Genomic DNA, 17,083 nt, shown 5'->3' on the forward strand with positions numbered 1-17,083 from the left:
CTGTGGTTGGGTGCAGCCGTGGACTTCGAACCCAGCAGCGTGGCGGCCGACCACACCGAGCGGATGCGAGCGTTCCTCGACGAGAAGATCATTCCGGCCGAGGCGGAGTACGAAGCGTTCCGGTCCGAGCGCCGGGGCACGCCGCAGGAATGGGACCTGCCGCCCGTGGTCGAGGAGCTGAAGGCGGAGGCGCGCGCCCGCGGACTGTGGAACCTCTTCCTGCCGAGCGTCTCGGGCCTGTCCAACCTCGAGTACGCCCCGGTCGCCGAGGTGTCCGGGTGGTCGCCGACGATCGCGCCGGAGGTCATCAACTGCCAGGCGCCGGACACCGGCAACATGGAGACGCTGCACCTGTTCGGCACGCCCGAGCAGAAGCAGCAGTGGCTGGAGCCGTTGCTGGACGGCGAGATCCGCTCGGCGTTCGCGATGACGGAACCCGACGTCGCCTCCTCGGACGCCACGAACGTCCAGACGCGGATCCGCCGCGAGGGCGACGAGTACGTGATCAGCGGGCGCAAGTGGTGGATCTCCGGCACCGCCGACCCCCGCTGCAAGATCTTCATCGTCATGGGCAAGACCGACCCGGACGCGGCGAAGCACCGGCAGCAGTCGATGGTGCTGGTGCCGCGCGACACCCCGGGGCTGGAGATCAAGCGGCACCTGCCCACGTTCGGCTACCAGGACCAGCACGGGCACTCCGAGCTGGCGTTCCACGACGTGCGCGTGCCGGTGTCGAACCTGCTCGGCGAGGAGGGTGGCGGGTTCGCGATCGCCCAGGCCCGGCTCGGCCCCGGGCGGATCCACCACTGCATGCGCCTGATCGGCATGGCCGAGCGCGCGATCGACCTCATGGTGCGCCGGGCCCGCTCCCGCACGGCGTTCGGCAGGCCGCTCGCCGACCAGGGCGTGGTGCGCGAGCAGATCGCCCACTCGCGGATCGAGGTGGAGCAGGCGCGGCTCCTCGTCCTCAAGACCGCCTGGCTCATCGACCGGTACGGCTCGAAGGGTGCGGCCACCGAGATCGCCGCGATCAAGGCGCTCTGCCCGCGCATGGCCTGCACGGTGATCGACCGGGCCCTCCAGGTGCACGGCGGCGCCGGGATGAGCGACGACGTGCCGCTGGCGTCCTTCTACGTCTGGGCCCGCGCCCTGCGCCTGGCCGACGGACCTGACGAGGTGCACCTGCGTTCGGTCGCCCGCCAGGAGCTGGGGCGCCACGACTGACGGATCCACCCTTCTTTCGGACAGCAGTCGAACCGGCAGATGCGGATCGAATCGCGGATTCTGATCGCAGCTGCGGAACTCTGCCGAATGCGTGATCCACGACCCCTCCACGCCCGTTTTCGGGCTATTACGCTCGTGGCGTGACGGCAACCGAGCTCGGACTTCCGGCGGTGCGAGGGGCGGCCCCCCGCGATCCGGCGCGCCCCGCCGACCCGCGGCTCGTCGACTCGTTCGGCAGGGTCGCCACCGACTTGCGGATCTCCCTCACCGACCGCTGCAACCTGCGCTGCTCGTACTGCATGCCGGCCGAGGGGCTGGACTGGATGCCGCGCGCGGAGCAGCTCACCGACGACGAGCTGATCCGCCTGATCACCATCGCGGTGCGCGACCTCGGGGTGCACGAGCTGCGGTTCACCGGCGGCGAGCCGCTGCTGCGCCGCGGGCTGGAGCACCTGATCGCCGCGGCGGCGGCGTTGGAGCCGCGGCCGGACATCTCGCTCACCACCAACGGGATCGGCCTCGCCCGCCGGGCGGAGGCGCTTGCCGCGGCCGGCGTCAACCGGCTCAACGTCTCGATGGACACGCTGCGGCCGGACCGCTTCGCGACCATCACCCGTCGTGACCGCCTCGCGGACGTCCTGGACGGCCTCGCGGCCGCCCGGGCGGCCGGCCTCGACCCGATCAAGATCAACACTGTGCTCCTGCGGAACGTGAACGACGACGAGGCGGTGCCGCTCCTGCGGTTCGCCCTCGAGCACGGCTACGAGCTGCGGTTCATCGAGCAGATGCCGCTCGACGCCCAGCACGGCTGGGAGCGGTCGGAGATGGTCACCGCCGGCGAGGTGATGGAGAGGCTGCGCGAGGGCTTCACGCTCACGCCCGACCCCGCCGAACGCGGGGGCGCGCCCGCCGAGCGGTGGCTCGTCGACGGCGGGCCGGCCAGGGTCGGCGTGATCGCGTCGGTCACCCGGCCGTTCTGCGGGGCGTGCGACCGCACCCGGCTCACCGCCGACGGCCAGATCCGCTCGTGCCTGTTCGCGCGCACCGAGACCGACCTGCGCGCGCTGCTGCGGGGCGGCGCGGCCGACGCCGAGATCGCCGAGACGTGGCGGCACGCGATGTGGGGCAAGCTCGCGGGCCACGGGATCGACGACCCCGACTTCTTGCAGCCGGACCGTCCGATGAGCGCGATCGGGGGCTGAGGATGACCACCAGCACGACCACCGCCACCACCCTGACCGTTCGCTACTTCGCCGCCGCCCGCGCCGCCGCGGGCGTGGAGACCGAGCCGGTGGAGGTGTCCGGCACGGTCGACGACGCCATCCGCGCCATCCGCCACCGCCACGGCCCCGAGCTGGGCCGCGTGCTCGACCGCTGCAGCTTCCTGCTCGACGAGGTCGCGGTGCGCGACCGCACCACGGCCGTGCCCCCGGGCGCCACGCTGGACGTGCTGCCGCCGTTCGCCGGCGGTTAGCCGGCGCACGCCCGTCGGCTCACGCACCCCGCGTCGGCGGACGCGCCTCGTCGACGGGGCGCGCGGAGCGAGACGGGGGTGCGTGAGGCGGCCCCGGCCCGGGGATGCGGCCTGCCGGGAGCTCGACCTCAGGCGGCGGTCCGCGGCCGGCGTTGCAGGAAGTCCTGCGCGATCGCGTCGAACGTCGACCAGCGCACCCCCTCGTGCCCGGAGATGTGCTCGATCAACCGCTCCAGCATGAGCAACACCTGCGGCCGCCCGGAGACGTCGGGGTGGATCGTGAACGTGAACACCGCGTAGTCGAGCTCGCGGTACACCCAGTCGAACTGGTCGCGCCACAGCTCCTCGACCTGCCGCGGGTTGACGAACCCGTGGCTGTTGGGGCTGGTCTTGATGAACATCATCGGCGGCAGGTCGTCGAGGTACCAGCTCGCCGGGATCTCCACCAGGTCGGTCTCCTCGCCGCGCACCAACGGCTTCATCCACTCGCGGGCGGGCTTGTCGTAGTCGATCGGCGTCCACGAGTCCCCGACCCGCACGTAGTACGGCTCGAAGTCGCGGTGCATCAGCGAGTGGTCGTAGGTGATCCCCCGCTCGACCAGCAGCTCGTTCGTCACCCGGGAGAACTCCCACCAGGGCGCGACGTAGCCGGTGGGACGGCGACCGGCCCGCTCGGTGATCAGCTCGATGCAGTGGTCGAGGATGTCCGACTCCTGCTCGCGGCTCATCGCGATCGGGTTCTCGTGGCTGTATCCGTGCACGCCGATCTCGTACCCGGCGGCGACGATCTCGTCGAACTGCTCCGGGAAGGTCTCGATCGAGTGGCCGGGCCAGAACCACGTGGCCGGCAGGTCGTATCGGGAGAGCATGCGGTGGATGCGCGGCACCCCGACCTCGCCCGCGAACACTCCCCGGGAGATGTCACCCGGCGACCCCTCGCCGCCGTACGAGCCCAACCAGCCACCGACCGCGTCGACGTCGATGCCGAACGCCACGAAGATTTCCTTGGCCATACGGCAGTAGACACCGCCGTGCGGTTCAGCGCAGGCCGACGACGTCGCGGTAGCTGCGCCAGGTGCCGGCCGGTGTCGGCACGGTCTCGGCGGCGAGCATCGCGTGCGCCACCGCCCGGCTCACGACGTCGGCGGCCGCGGCGTGCAGGGCGACGAGCCCGGCCAGGTCGGGGACCGGCCGGGCGCCGGTGGACAGCGCGAACGCCGCGTCTCCGTCGGTCGCCGTGTGGGCAGGCACCACGGCGCGGGCGAGGCCGTCGTGGCCCATCGTCGCGAGGCGCCCGCACCCGGCCTTGTCCAGCGCGATGTCGGTGGCCACCACGGCCAGGGTCGTCGCCGTGCCGAGCGACGGCCGGAGCGGCGCCCGGCGCAGCTCGTCGAGCGCCGCCGCGCCGACCTCGAACGCCGGGAACTCCCCGGGCAGGCCCGCGCGCGCCCCGTGCAACAGGCCGGTGGCCGGATCGACGGGGGAACCCGCCGCGTTCGCGACGACGAGCGCTGCCACGACGGCGCCCCCGTCGAGCACCGCGCTGGCCGTGCCGATCCCGCCCTTGAGCCCACCGGCGAGCGCGCCGCTGCCGGCACCGACCACGCCCTGCGGGACGGGCCCGTCGGCGGCCGCGTCGTAGGCCGCGGCACCGGTGGCCGCATCCGGGCGGGCGGCGAAGTCGCCACCGCGGCCGAGGTCGAACACCACGGCACCCGGCACGATCGGCACCACACCGCCCGGCACGGGGAAGCCGATGCCCGCCGCCTCCAGCCGAGCCATCACCCCGCCCGCGGCCGCCAGCCCGTACGCACTGCCGCCGCTCAGCACCACTGCGTGCACGCGCTGCACGGTGGCGCCGGGGTGCAGCAGGTCGGTCTCGCGCGTGCCGGGTGCGGCACCCCGGACGTCCGCGCCCGCGACCGCGCCACCCTCGGGGGCCAGCACGACCGTCGTGCCGCTCAGGGCACCGGGCCCGTCGAGCGAGGCGTGGCCCACGCGCAGGCCGGGGACGTCGGTCAGGGCGTTGTGCGGTCCGGGGCGCATGTGGTCATCATCCAGGTGGCCGATTCCCGCCAGCGGGCGTGCCGGAGCTGGGCGAAGGTGGAGACATGACTGCCGTGCTGGATCGACTGGACGTCCCCGCCGTGGCGGAGCGCCTCGACACCGACGGCGTCGCGAGCACCCCGCCGCTGCTCACCCCCGAGCAGTGCGCGGACGTGGTCGCGATGCTCGACGAGGACGAGCGCTTCCGCAGCACCGTGGTGATGGCCCGCCACGCGTTCGGTGAGGGCAGCTACCGGTACTTCGCCGACCCGCTCCCGCCCCTGGTCCAGGAGCTGCGGGAACAGCTGTACCCGCCGCTGGCGGAGATCGCCAACACGTGGGCGGAGCGGCTGGGCGAGCGGACGTTCCCGGACCGGCTCGAGGGGCTGCTCGCCGAGTGCGCCGCCGCCGGGCAGCACCGGCCCACGCCGCTCGTGCTGCGCTACGGGCCGGGCGGGTACAACTGCCTGCACCAGGACGTCTACGGCGACCTGACGTTCCCGCTCCAGTTCCTCGTGATGCTCAGCCGCCCGGACGAGGACTTCACCGGGGGTGAGAGCGTGTTCGTGGAGCAGCGGCCGCGCCAGCAGTCCCGCCCGATCGTGCTGCGGCCCCGGCAGGGGGAGGCCGTCGTGTTCCCCGTGCACCACCGGCCGAAGCGGGGAACGCGCGGCTTCCACCGCGTGCAGATGCGGCACGGGGTGAGCGCCGTGCACAGCGGGAACCGGCACGTGCTGGGGATCATCTTCCACAACGCCCGATGACGTCCGCCCTCCTGCCACGGGAGCGCCGGGTGCTCGCACCTGGCGCCGTGCACGTGCCGGACCGGCTCGACCTCGACCAGCAGCGGATGCTCGTTCGGGCGTGCCGGGAGTGGGCGAGCGAGGGACCCGGCATCCGCGCCGCCGTGCTGCCGAACGGCGGGCAGATGTCGGTGCGCAGCGTGTGCCTCGGCTGGCACTGGTACCCCTACCGCTACTCCCGCACGCGGGACGACCAGGACGGATCACCGGTGGCGCCGTTCCCGGAATGGCTCGGCGACCTGGGCCGTGACGCTCTCGCCGACGCGTACGGCGACCCGGAGCGTGCCCGCACCTACCGCCCCGACATCGCGCTGATCAACCACTACTCCGCCGACGCGCGGATGGGCCTGCACCGCGACGGCGACGAACGCGCGCTCGACCCCGTGGTGTCGTTCAGCATCGGGGCGCCGTGCGTCTTCCGGCTCGGCAACACCGCCAACCGCGGCCGCCCGTGGACCGATGTGGAGCTGCGCTCCGGCGACCTGGTGGTCTTCGGTGACGAGAGCCGCCTCGCCTACCACGGCGTGCCGAAGCTGCTGCCCGCCGACGACGTACCCGACACCGGCCTGGCGACCGGCCGCCTCAACATCACGCTGCGGGTGTCCGGGCTGGGGTGATATCCGACAACCGGCCGCCCCTCCCGGAGGACGAGCCTGCAGCGCAGCACCCGCCCGGCTGCGCGGTCAGGACCCGCGGGGGCCGACCCGGCCCCCATCCGCGACCCGGTCGAGCCACTCCCGCAGGAGCACCCGCTCGGACTCGGTGAGCACCGCCAGCTCCGGCAGCTGGGCCCGCAGGGTCACGGCCGCGGGGACGGGCCCGGCGTCGGCAGACGCACGGGAAGGCCCGTCGGTGGTGATGGTGGCGATCACCGACTCGCGCGCGAACTCGGACAGGGCGGGATCGCGCCGCTCCGGGGCCATCCCGATCAGCGTGAGCGTGATGCCACGCCCCGTCGAGTGCACCAGGTGCGCCGCGCGCTCCTCGCTCACCCGCAGGCGGCCCGCCTCGGCGATGCGCCCGATCATGCCGGCGAGCACGGTGGCCGACTGGCGCTGGGCCTGCGACTCGACGCCAGGCCGCGGCTCCCCGAAGACGAGCGTGTAGAGCGCGGGGTGCGCCAGCCCGAAGCCGACGTGCAGGTCCCAGCCCCGCCGCAGGTCGGCCACCGGGTCCGGGTCCCGCTCGCGAACGGTCTTGTCGTGCAGGTACTCGGCGATGCCGTGGCCGGCGACCGCGTCGAGCAGGCCCTGTTTGTCGCCGAAGAGGCGGTAGATCGTCGGCGCCTGCACGCCGGCCGCGGCACTCACCGCCCGCGTGGACACCGCCTCGCGCCCACCCGTGGCCAGCAGCTCGGCGGCCGCCTCGACGATGCGCTCGCGCGTCGTCCTCGCATCCATGCTTCCAACGATAACACGTAATTGTTAGCACTGTTGCGCTATCACCGGAAACGTGCTTCGGTTAGCAGTGGAAGCAGCACGACACGAGGAGGAACCATGGACACGCGCAAACTGGGGACCGACGGTCCGGAGGTCTCCGCCCTGGGTCTCGGCGCGATGGGGATGTCCGACCTCTACGGGCCGGCCGACGAGGCCGAGGGCATCGCCACGATCCACGCGGCGATCGACGCCGGGATCACCATGATCGACACCGGGGACTTCTACGGCTCCGGGCACAACGAGATGCTGATCCGCGACGCTCTCCGGCAGCGCGACCGCGACGACGTCGTGATCAGCGTCAAGTTCGGCAGCAGGCGGAGCCCCGACGGCGCCTTCCAGCCCGTCCCGGCCGATACCGATCCGGCCGCCGTCAAGGACCGGCTCGCCTACACCCTGCGCCGGCTCGGCACCGACCACGTCGACATCTACCGCCCCACCCGGCTCAACCCGAACGTCCCCATCGAGGACACCGTGGGCGCCATCGCCGAGATGGTCCAGGCCGGATACGTCCGGCACATCGGGCTCTCCGAGGTCGGCGTGGCGACGCTGCGCCGGGCCGCCGCCGTGCACCCGATCAGCGACCTGCAGATCGAGTACTCCTTGCTCTCCCGCGGCGTCGAGGCCGAGATCCTGCCGGCGGCGCGGGAGCTCGGCATCGGCGTCACCGCCTACGGGGTCCTCTCCCGCGGGCTGCTGTCCGGCCACTGGCGGCCGGACCGCGCGCTGACCGGCGGCGACTTCCGCGGGCAGGTGCCCCGCTTCCAGGGCGAGAACCTGGCCGCCAACCTCGCCCTCGTCGACGCCCTGCGCACGGTCGCGGCGTCGATCGGGGCGACGGTCGCGCAGGTCGCCGTCGCGTGGGTGGCCTCCCGCGGCACCGACATCGTGCCGCTGATCGGAGCGCGCCGGCGCGACCGGCTACAGGAGTCGCTCGCCGCCGCCGACCTCGTCCTGGACGAGGCCGCCCTCCGCGCGATCGAGTCGGCCGTGCCCGCCGGCGCCGCCGCGGGCGACCGCTACCCCGCCCAGCAGATGGCCGTCCTGGACAGCGAGCGGTGACGGCCGTGTCCGTGGCCCTGATCACCGGCGCAGCCACGAGCCGTCTCCGCACCGCGTTGCCGGCACTCGTCGCCCTCGCGCTCGCGACGGGATGCGCGAGCGCACCCGGCGGCACCGGTGTCCCGGGACGCACCCACCCCGACGACGACAGCGCCCCCGCGGTCAGCCCGGTGGTCCCGCCGGTGACCGCCGCCCCGCGAGGACCCGTCGCTCCGGTCGAGGTACCGCAGGTGGCGGCGGTCACCGAGGTGGCATCGGGACTTCACATGCCGTGGGGTCTGACGTTCCTCCCCGACGGGTCGGCGCTCGTGTCGAGCCGCGACTCCGGCGACATCGGCCACATCCCACGGAGCGGCGGGCGCGCGTCGCGCGTCGGGACGGTCCCCGGGGTGACCGAGAGCGCCGAAGGCGGCCTGCTGGGCCTCGCCGCCTCCCCCGGCTTCGCCGTCGATCGGACCGTGTACGCCTACGTATCCACCGGCGCCACGAACCGGGTGGTCGCCGTGCGGACCGCCGAGGACCTGCGATCGATGAGCGACGCACGGGTCGTGCTGGACGGGATCGGCACAGCGGACCGCCACCACGGCGGCAAGCTGGCCTTCGACCGCGAGGGCAACCTCTGGGTCGGCACCGGCGACGCGTTCGATCGGAGTCGCTCCCCCGACCCGCTCTCGCTCAACGGGAAGGTGCTGCGGATCCGGCCCGACGGCTCGCCCGCAGCGGGCAACCCGTTCGGAACGGCGGTGTTCTCGCTGGGGCACCGCAACGTCCAGGGGATCGCGTTCGGTCCGGACGGCACGGTCTACGCCTCGGAGCTCGGCCACCGCACCTGGGACGAGGTCAACGTCCTGCGGCCCGGCCTGGACTACGGGTGGCCCGAGGCCGAGGGGGTCGATGGGACCACCGGGGAACCACCGATCTTCGCCCTGCACCCGGACGAGGCGTCGCCGTCCGGCATCGCCTTCGCCGGCGACTCGCTGTGGATGGGGGCGCTGTCCGGGCAGCGGCTCTGGCAGCTCCCCGTCAGCGCGGGTCAGGCCGCGGGCGAGCCGGTCCCGCACTTCATCGGCGAGTACGGCCGGATCCGCGCGGTCGAGGTCGCGCCGGACGGCACGCTGTGGATCGTCACCTCGAACACCGACGAGGCGACCTGGGGAGGTACCGACCCCCGTCCCGGCGACGACCGCATCCTGCGGGTCGAGCTGACCGCCGCGTGACGGGGCCGCTGCTGGTTGCAGCCCTCGGCCGGCCACGACAAAGCCACTCTCCCCGACGCCGTTGCGGGAGAGTGGCGTTGTCGCAGTGCCGGAAGGTCAGCGGCGGGCGCGGCGGATCAGGAAGATGATCAGGAGCAGCAGCACCCCGCCTGCCACCGGGGCCAGGCGCTTGAGCACCGGGGCGCCCGCGGTGTCGAGCAGGTCGATCGCGTCGACCTCGCTGCGCATCGGGCCTGCCGCCTGCTTCGGCGCGGACGCGAGCACCGGGCCCGTGGCGCCCTGCGCCGATCCGCTGCCGTTCGTGCTGCCGTTCGCGCTGCCGCTCGTGGCGGGCGCGGCGACCGACCCGCCCGCCGGCGCGGGCGCGGCCGCGCCACCCGAGCTCGCCGCGGCCGGGGCGGGGGACGGCGCGGCCGGAGCCGACGAGGCCTTCTCGGCAGCGGGCTCCTCGGCGGCCGGGGCCAGCTTGCTGGCGACGCAGGCCGAGAACTGCCCGATGATCTTGTCAGCGACGTCGGAGATGACACCGCGGCCGAACTGGGCGGGCCGGCCGGTGATGGTCATGTCGGTGACCATCGTGACGGCGGTGCGGTCCGGCCCGTCGGCCGTCATCGAGCCGGTGACGGTGGCGCTCGCGGTGCCGTTGCCCCGGGAGTCCCGCCCCGTCGCCTCGATGACGACCTTGTGGTTCGCCTCGTCGCGCGTGACGTAGGTGCCCTTGCCCTTGTAGGTGAGCGAGATCGGCCCGAGCTTCACCTTGACGGTGCCCGTGAACGAGTCGCCCTCGTACTCCTGCAAGGTGGCGCCGGGGAAGCAGGGAGCCACCGTCTCCGGCGTGTTCAGCGCCTCCCACGCCTTGTCGATCGGCGCGTCGATCGTGAACTTGTTCTCCAACTGCATCTTCTCTGTCTCCTCCACAAAGCCGCAGGACGCCTGCCCCGGATGACCAGAGCAGGCGTCCTGCGGAACGAGCGTCAGCCTGCGGCGGCCAGCACCGCGCGGCCCGTGAGCACCTTGGCCAGGTGTTCACGGTAGTCCGCGGCGGCATCCGCGTCACTCGGCGCAGCAGTGCCCTCGGTGACCCGATCGGCTGCCGCCCGCACCGCGTCGGCGGTGGCCGGCTGCCCGACGAGCGCCTGCTCGACACCGGTGGCGCGGATCGGCGTGCTGCCCATGTTCGTGAGCCCGACCCTCGCCTCGGCGATCGTGCCGCCCTCGACCCGGACGGCGGCCGCGATCGCGACCATCGACCACGCCTGCGCCGTGCGGTTGAACTTCTCGTAGTGGCTGCCCCAGCCCGTGTACTTCGGGAACCGGATCTCGGTGAGGACGTCGCCCTCGCCGAGCGCGGTGGTGAAGTAGTCGACGAAGAACTCGGACGCCGGCACGGTGCGGCGGCCGGACGGCCCGGCGATCACGAGCTCGGCGTCGAGGGCGAGCGCGACGGCGCCGAGGTCGCCCGCCGGGTCGGCGTGGGCGAGCGAGCCGCCGAGCGTGCCGCGGTGGCGCACCTGGTTGTCGGCCACGGTCTCGGTGGCCTGCCCGAGCAGCGCGACGTGCTGCTGCACGGACTCGTCCCGGATGATGTCGTAGTACGACGTCATGGCCCCGATCGCGACGCGGTCGCCCTCGTCGCGGATCCCGCGGAGCTCGGCGATGCCGCCGAGGTCCACGAGGAGGGTGGGAGCGGCGAGCCGCAGCCGCAGCACCGGGAGCAGGCTCTGCCCGCCCGCGATGATCTTGGCGTCGTCGCCCGCCTCCTGCAGGGCCTGGATCGCCTCGTCGACCGACGACGGCTTGACGTAGTCGAACTGGGCCGGGATCACTGGACCTCTCCCTGGGGGTTGTTCGGGTCGATCGAGCCGAGGCCCGCGCCCGGAGAATGGGTGTCGACGGGCGTCTCCTGCGTGGAACGGCCCCTCGCGTCCTGGATGGCCCGCCACACGCGCTGCGAGGTGCACGGCATCTCGACGTCCGAGACCCCGAGGTGGCGGATGGCGTCGATCACGCCGTTGACGATCGCCGGGGTGGAGGCGATCGTGCCGGCCTCCCCGACGCCCTTGACGCCCAGCGGGTTGCTGGTGGCAGGCGTGCTCACCACGTGGGTGTCGAAGCTGGGCAGGTCGGCGGACGACGGCAGCGTGTAGTCGACGAACGTGGCGTTGACCAGGGTGCCCTGCTCGTCGTAGTTGGCCTCCTCGAACAGGGCCTGCGCGATGCCCTGGGCGAGCCCGCCGTGCACCTGCCCCTCGACGATGAGCGGGTTGATCACCGTGCCGACGTCGTCCACGCAGACGTACTTGCGCACGTCGACGCGCCCCGTCTCGGTGTCTACCTCGATCGCCGCGAGGTGCGTGCCGTGCGGGAAGGAGAAGTTCTCCGGGTCGTACACGGCGTCGGCGTCGAGCGAGGGCTCCATCCCCTCCGGGAGGTCGTGCGCCATGAAGGCGGCGAACGCGATCTCCTGGATGGCCTTGCCCTTGTCGGTGCCGCGGACCGTGAAAGTGCCGTTCGCGAACTCGAGGTCCTTCTCGTCCGCCTCGAGCATGTGGGCCGCGAGCCTCCTGGCCTTCGCGATCACCTTCTGCGCCGCGTCGACGATCGCGATGCCACCGACGGCGAGCGAGCGCGAACCGTAGGTGTCGAGGCCCTTCGGTGAGATCTGGGTGTCACCGTGCAGGATCTCGACGTCCTCGAAGGGCACGCCGAGCTGGTCGGCCACGATCTGGCTGAACGCGGTCTCGTGCCCCTGCCCGTGCGCCGACGCCCCGGTGATGACCTCCACCTTGCCGGTGGCGAGCATCCGGATGCTCGCGGCCTCCCAGCCGCCCGCCCCGTAGGACAGCGACCCGAGGACCCGCGACGGGGCCAGCCCGCACATCTCGGTGAACGTCGAGATGCCGATGCCCAGCTGCACCGGGTCGCCCGAGCGCCGCCGCTCCTCCTGCTCGCGGCGCAGGCCCGCGTAGTCGAACAGCTCCATCGCCTGCCGCGTGGCCTGCTCGTAGTTGCCGCTGTCGTAGGTGAGCCCGCACACCGTGGTGAACGGGAACTCCTCGTGCTTGATCCAGTTCTGCTGGCGCAGCTCCATGGGATCGCGGCCCAGCTCGACGGCAAGCTCGTCCATGATCCGCTCGATGGCGAACGTGGCCTCCGGCCGCCCGGCACCCCGGTAGGCGTCGGTGAGCGTCTTCGTGGTGAAGACGTTGGTGCAGGTGAACTTGTACGCCGGGATCTTGTAGATCGCGTTGAACATGAACGCGCCGAGGATCGGCACCCCGCCGCCGACGAGGCCCAGGTAGGCCCCCATGTCGGCCAGCAGCTTGACGTCGAGGCCGGTGACCGTGCCGTCCATCTTCGCCGTGATCGTGATGTCCTGGATCTGGTCGCGGCCGTGGTGCGCGGTGAGCAGCGACTCGGAGCGCGTCTCGGTCCACTTGACCGGCCTGCCGAGCTTCTGCGCGAGCGCGACGCACAGCATCTCCTCGGGGAGCACCCCGATCTTGCCGCCGAACCCGCCGCCGACGTCGGGGGCGATCACCCGCAGCTTGCTCTCGGGGACCCCGAGCGTCACCGACGTCATCGTGCGCAGGATGTGGGGGACCTGCGTGGACGAGTAGAAGGTGATCTGCTCGCCGGTCGGGTCCACGACCACGGAGCGCGGCTCCATGAACGCCGGGATGAGCCGCTGCTGGATGAACCGGCGGCGCACCACGACGGAGTCCGGATCGGCCTCGGCCGCCGAGATCGCATCCGCGACGTTGCCGCCGCTGCCCGCCTCACCGGAGTCGAAGACCCAGGTGGCGCTCTCGTTGGTGCCGAGGTCGGGGTGCACGAGCGTGGCACCGTCGGCGAGGGCGGCCTCCATGTCGAGCACCGGGTCGAGCGGCTCGTAGTCGACGTCGACGAGCTCGGCGGCGTCCTTGGCCGCCGCGGCCGACCGGGCGACGACGACGGCCACGCCCTCACCGGCGAAGTGCACGGCGCTGCTGGCGAGCAGCGGGCGCTGCGGTGTCTTCTGGTCGGGGGTGATCGGCCACGCGTTGGGCAGGCCGACGCTCTCGACCCCGAGGTCCGCCGCGGTGTAGACGCCGACGACGCCGGGGGCCGACTTGGCCGGAGCCGTGTCGATCGCGTTGATCCGCGCGTGCGCGAACGTCGAACGGACGACGGCGATGTGCAGCGTGCCTGCGGGCGTGATCGAGTCGGTGTACCGGGTGCGGCCGGTGATCAGGCGCGCGTCCTCCTTGCGGACGCGGGCACGACCGATCTCGCCGGGTGTGGTGGGTTCGGCGGTCGTCGTCACGTCACTGCCCTCCCGCCACCGGGGTGGGGGTGTCGACCGGCGCCGAGGCACCGGGCTTCATCGCCTGCGCCGCGCTCTGCACGGCCCGAACGATGTTCTGGTAGCCGGTGCAGCGGCAGAGGTTGCCCTCCAGACCCTCGCGCACGGCGCGTTCGTCGGGGTCGGGGTTGTCACCCAGCAGGTCGACCGCCTGCATGATCATGCCGGGCGTGCAGTACCCGCACTGCAACGCGTGGCACTCGTTGAACGCCTTCTGCACCGGGTGCAGCTCGCCGTCGCGGGCGAGCCCTTCGATCGTCGTGATCTCCGCGCCGTCGGCCTGCACCGCGAGCACGGAGCAGGACTTCACGCTCTGCCCGTTCAGGTGCACCGTGCAGGCACCGCAGTTGCTGGTGTCGCAGCCGATGACCGTGCCGGTCTTCCCCAGGCGCTCCCTCAGGTAGTACACCAACAGCATGCGGGGTTCGATGTCGTCGACGTACTCCACGCCGTCGACGGTGACCCGAACCTGTGCCATGTGACCTCTCCTCACCACGAGCGCGGTGCCGCTACACAGAGCGACACGGGACGCACCGGGCGCAGCCGAGCCGCGCCCGGGTGCCGCACACGACGCTGTGGCGGCGCCCACAATCAGACCGCCGATCATTCACGCATGCAAGGGCGACGAATCGCACGTCACGGCGGGATATGGCGCTGACCGAGACGGACCAGCCCGTAATCCGCAAACGCGGATCGTTTGGCGTTAGCGACCCGCAGCAGCGGAAGCACGTCCCCTCCAGGTTCACCTGTCCGTACCAATCCGGACGGGGCGGTGAAGATCACTCGACGGTGCTGCGCCGGGGGTGCTCGTCCTGGCCGGTGCCCACCGGGCGCAACGGGCCCAGCGTGCGGTGACGCAGGGCCCCCCACCAGAGCCCGCCGCCGTAGGCGAGGTCGTCGAGCCTGCGGGCGAGCAGGTACCCGGGCAGGCCGGGCCGGGCCGGGTCGTGGCGTTTGCGCCACCAGTCGAGCACGCCTTCGGCCAGCGCGATCACGGCCACGGTGCGCCGGGCGCGGCGCGACACCAGCGCCGCGGCCACGGACAGCGGCCAGTAGTGCCGGGTGACGGCGTCGGCGGTCTGCATCACGGTGCCGACGGCGCCGAGCCCGATCAGCCGGGCGGCGGTGCGACGCGGCTCGCGCACCGGCAGCTTGCGCGCGAGCTGCTCGGCCGCACCCGCCGCCACGGCGAGCGCGGCGAGCACGGCCCACGGCCGCCCGCGCAGCAGCAGCACCGAGACCGCCGCGGACCAGGTGTTGAGCACCATCGGCGGCACCGATCCCGGGTGCCGCAGCGACAGCGGGGCGGCGCCGGTGCCGTAGTACGCCTTGCGCAGCCACCAGGCGGCGAGGCTCGTCCGGTGGTCGTGCGCGACCCGGGCCGCCGGCTCGTAGCGCAGCCGCCAGCCCGCCTCGTGCAGCCGCAGCACGAGGTCGACGTCCTCCGCCACGTGCATCCGGTCGTCGAAGCCCCCGCCGACGGCGGCGCGGCGCACCACCATCGCGGCGCTCGGGACGTAGGCCACCCGGCTCTTCGGTACGACGAGCGCCGGGTCGGCGCCCAGGTCCAGCGACGAGCGCACCGACTCGTAGCCGCCGAGCCAGCCATCGCCTGCCAGCGCGACGACCCGCGGCGCGGCCAGCGCCACCGCCGGATCGGCGAAGCCGGCGAGCAGCGGGCCGAGCCACCCGGGCTGCGGGACCACGTCGGAGTCGAGGAACGCGACGAGCGGCGTGGGCGCGGCCGCGAGCCCCGCGTTCCGCGCCGCCGCCGGGCCCCTCGCCCTCGGGTGCCGCAGCAGCACGGCGCCCGCCGCCTCCGCGACGGCGCGGATGCCTGCGGCGTCGGCCGAGCCGTCGTCGACGACGACGGTGGCCCCGAGACCCGCCGGGAGCGCGGCGAGCAGCCGCGCGAGCCCGTCGACGCGGTCCTTCACCGGCACGACGACGGTGACGTCCGACGCGGGCGGGACCGCGGCGGGCGGCACGGCCACCGGGTGCGCGATGCCCGCGTCCAGCAGCCTGCGGGCGAGCGTCGCCGACGTGGGGTCGCAGACCTCCACCTCGCCGTCGCGGAACCGGGCCGCCGCCGCGGCGGACAGGCGCAGCATCCGCGGCGGGGCGCCGCCGAACAGGACCGTGCCGTCGTCCACCACGAGCGCCTGCCGATCGAGGGCGACCCGCATCCCGTACGGCAGCGCCTCCTCCACGGAGCCGAGCCTAGGCCGTGATCGCCCGCCGCTGGGATGCTCGTGGGGTGACCGCACCGCTGCTGCCCGAGTACGGGCGCCGCTCCCTCGCCGAGGTGCTGCCGGCACTGCTCGCCGCCATCGGCGTACCCGGCCCGCCGCCCGCGCTGACGGTGCCGCCCGCCCGCGCTGCGGCGCTGCTGCTGGTGGACGGGCTGGGCAGCGAGCTGCTGCGCCGGCACGCCGCCGACGCGCCGTTCCTCGCGAGCCTCCCCGACGCGGGACCGGTGACGTCCGGCTTCCCGTCGAGCACGTCGATCGGCCTCACCTCGCTCGGCACCGGCGTTCCGCCGGGTGCGCACGGGATGCTCGGGCTGTCGCTGTTGGCCGGCGGGGAGCTGCTGGACACGCTGCGCTGGACCGTCCAGGGCGGACGGACCGATCTGCGCGAGCGGCTCGTGCCGGAGGAGGTCCAACCGGTGCCCACCCTGCTGGAGCGGGCCGCGGCAGGCGGTGTCGCGGTCTCCGTCGTGACGCTCGGGGAGTTCGACGGCTCCGGGCTCACCCGGGCCGCGCTCCGCGGCGGCCGCTTCCTGGGCACGTACGCGCTCGGCGACCTGGCCGCGGGCGTCCTCGGCGCGGTCGCAGGGCCCGGGACGCAGCTCTGCTACGGCTACCACCGCGATCTCGACGCCATGGGGCACCTCCACGGCCCCGGTTCGCTGCCGTGGCGGCTGCAGCTCGCCCAGGTCGACCGGCTCGTCGAGCTCGTCGCGGACCGCCTGCCACCGGACGTGGTGCTCGTGGTCACCGGTGACCACGGCATGGTGGCGGTCGACCGGAAGTACGACGCGGACACCGACCCGGTGCTGTCCGACGGCGTCGCGCAGCTGTCCGGCGACCCGCGGGCCCGCCACGTCCACGTCCGCCCCGGCGCGGTGGAGGACGTGCTCGCCACCTGGCGGGCCGTGCTGGGGGACGGCGCGTGGGTCGTGCCCGCCGAGCAGGCGGTGGCCGACGGCTGGTTCGGCCCGGTGGTGGCGCCGCAAGCCCGCGACCGCATCGGCGACGTCGTGGTCGCGGCGCGCGGGGGCACCGCCGTGATCCGGTCGCGGGTGGAACGGTTCATCTCGCGGATGCCGGGCCAGCACGGCTCGCTCACCGCCGACGAGCAGCTCGTGCCGCTCCTGCTCGCCGCACGGCGCCCGACCGGGTGAACTCCACCGAACACGCCGTGACGGCAACCTCAGATGTTCCTCAATTCTGTGGCAGCGCGATCCACGATTA

Annotated in this window: 16 protein-coding genes; 8 read left to right on the forward strand and 8 right to left on the reverse strand. The window is 73.3% G+C overall.

The window, feature by feature from the left end; genetic code table 11:
- Positions 1-18 precede the first annotated feature (18 nt).
- The 3 genes from ABEA81_RS16900 to ABEA81_RS16910 all read left to right on the forward strand — a co-directional run bounded on the left by ABEA81_RS16900 (position 19) and on the right by ABEA81_RS16910 (position 2,698).
- Positions 19-1,224 (forward strand): acyl-CoA dehydrogenase family protein, encoded by a 1,206-nt coding sequence (locus tag ABEA81_RS16900; protein ID WP_345606067.1) that lies wholly within the window; start codon positions 19-21, stop codon positions 1,222-1,224.
- Between the two features lie 140 nt (positions 1,225-1,364).
- On the forward strand, positions 1,365-2,426 hold the full coding sequence (moaA, locus tag ABEA81_RS16905; RefSeq protein WP_345606068.1) for a GTP 3',8-cyclase MoaA: 1,062 nt from the start codon (positions 1,365-1,367) through the stop codon (positions 2,424-2,426).
- Positions 2,427-2,428: 2 nt separating this feature from the next.
- Positions 2,429-2,698, forward strand: a complete 270-nt coding sequence (locus tag ABEA81_RS16910) for a MoaD/ThiS family protein (protein WP_345606069.1) — start codon at positions 2,429-2,431, stop codon at positions 2,696-2,698.
- Between the two features lie 128 nt (positions 2,699-2,826).
- On the opposite strand, the gene ABEA81_RS16915 is transcribed toward ABEA81_RS16910, so the two are convergent.
- Together ABEA81_RS16915 and ABEA81_RS16920 are read right to left on the reverse strand one after the other, a co-directional pair.
- Entirely contained in the window at positions 2,827-3,711 is an 885-nt protein-coding gene (locus ABEA81_RS16915; RefSeq protein WP_345606070.1) for a polysaccharide deacetylase family protein, read from the reverse strand.
- A 25-nt stretch (positions 3,712-3,736) separates the two neighbouring features.
- On the reverse strand, positions 3,737-4,744 hold the full coding sequence (locus ABEA81_RS16920; RefSeq protein WP_345606071.1) for a P1 family peptidase: 1,008 nt from the start codon (positions 4,742-4,744) through the stop codon (positions 3,737-3,739).
- A gap of 65 nt (positions 4,745-4,809) precedes the next feature.
- On the opposite strand from ABEA81_RS16920, the gene ABEA81_RS16925 reads away from it, so the two are divergent.
- Both ABEA81_RS16925 and ABEA81_RS16930 read left to right on the forward strand, forming a co-directional pair.
- A complete protein-coding gene (locus tag ABEA81_RS16925; RefSeq protein WP_345606072.1) occupies positions 4,810-5,508 on the forward strand; it encodes a 2OG-Fe(II) oxygenase in 699 nt (232 codons plus the stop codon).
- Positions 5,505-6,164, forward strand: a complete 660-nt coding sequence (locus ABEA81_RS16930; protein ID WP_345606073.1) for an alpha-ketoglutarate-dependent dioxygenase AlkB family protein — start codon at positions 5,505-5,507, stop codon at positions 6,162-6,164. The genes ABEA81_RS16925 and ABEA81_RS16930 overlap by 4 nt, the downstream gene beginning before the upstream one ends.
- 66 nt (positions 6,165-6,230) lie before the next feature.
- Here the strand turns inward: ABEA81_RS16930 and ABEA81_RS16935 are convergent, their stop codons facing one another.
- Complete coding sequence (locus tag ABEA81_RS16935; RefSeq protein ID WP_345606074.1) at positions 6,231-6,947, reverse strand: TetR/AcrR family transcriptional regulator; 717 nt, start codon at positions 6,945-6,947, stop codon at positions 6,231-6,233.
- A gap of 96 nt (positions 6,948-7,043) precedes the next feature.
- Here ABEA81_RS16935 and ABEA81_RS16940 point away from each other — a divergent pair, with 96 nt between their 5' ends.
- Together ABEA81_RS16940 and ABEA81_RS16945 are read left to right on the forward strand one after the other, a co-directional pair.
- Positions 7,044-8,045, forward strand: coding sequence for an aldo/keto reductase (locus tag ABEA81_RS16940; protein ID WP_345606075.1), 1,002 nt, complete (start codon positions 7,044-7,046; stop codon positions 8,043-8,045).
- 5 nt (positions 8,046-8,050) lie between these two features.
- Positions 8,051-9,262 carry a PQQ-dependent sugar dehydrogenase gene (locus ABEA81_RS16945; RefSeq protein ID WP_345606076.1) on the forward strand — a complete coding sequence of 404 codons (1,212 nt, stop codon included), beginning with the start codon at positions 8,051-8,053 and terminating at the stop codon, positions 9,260-9,262.
- A gap of 96 nt (positions 9,263-9,358) precedes the next feature.
- Here ABEA81_RS16945 and ABEA81_RS16950 read toward each other — a convergent pair whose 3' ends face one another.
- From ABEA81_RS16950 to mftF, 5 genes are all read right to left on the reverse strand, one after another.
- On the reverse strand, positions 9,359-10,162 hold the full coding sequence (locus ABEA81_RS16950; protein ID WP_345606077.1) for an SRPBCC family protein: 804 nt from the start codon (positions 10,160-10,162) through the stop codon (positions 9,359-9,361).
- Between the two features lie 74 nt (positions 10,163-10,236).
- Entirely contained in the window at positions 10,237-11,088 is an 852-nt protein-coding gene (locus tag ABEA81_RS16955) for an FAD binding domain-containing protein (RefSeq protein ID WP_345606078.1), read from the reverse strand.
- Entirely contained in the window at positions 11,085-13,568 is a 2,484-nt protein-coding gene (locus ABEA81_RS16960) for a xanthine dehydrogenase family protein molybdopterin-binding subunit (RefSeq protein WP_345606079.1), read from the reverse strand. Before ABEA81_RS16960 ends, ABEA81_RS16955 begins: the two co-directional genes overlap by 4 nt.
- A 1-nt stretch (position 13,569) precedes the next feature.
- Positions 13,570-14,085, reverse strand: a complete 516-nt coding sequence (locus ABEA81_RS16965) for a (2Fe-2S)-binding protein (protein WP_345606080.1) — start codon at positions 14,083-14,085, stop codon at positions 13,570-13,572.
- 301 nt (positions 14,086-14,386) lie between these two features.
- Positions 14,387-15,817, reverse strand: a complete 1,431-nt coding sequence (gene mftF / locus ABEA81_RS16970) for a mycofactocin biosynthesis glycosyltransferase MftF (protein WP_345606081.1) — start codon at positions 15,815-15,817, stop codon at positions 14,387-14,389.
- 47 nt (positions 15,818-15,864) lie between these two features.
- On the opposite strand from mftF, the gene ABEA81_RS16975 reads away from it, so the two are divergent.
- Positions 15,865-17,013, forward strand: a complete 1,149-nt coding sequence (locus tag ABEA81_RS16975; RefSeq protein WP_345606082.1) for an alkaline phosphatase family protein — start codon at positions 15,865-15,867, stop codon at positions 17,011-17,013.
- The last annotated feature ends 70 nt before the right edge of the window (positions 17,014-17,083 follow it).

This window comes from Pseudonocardia adelaidensis, assembly GCF_039543345.1.
Lineage (GTDB): Bacteria > Actinomycetota > Actinomycetes > Mycobacteriales > Pseudonocardiaceae > Pseudonocardia > Pseudonocardia adelaidensis.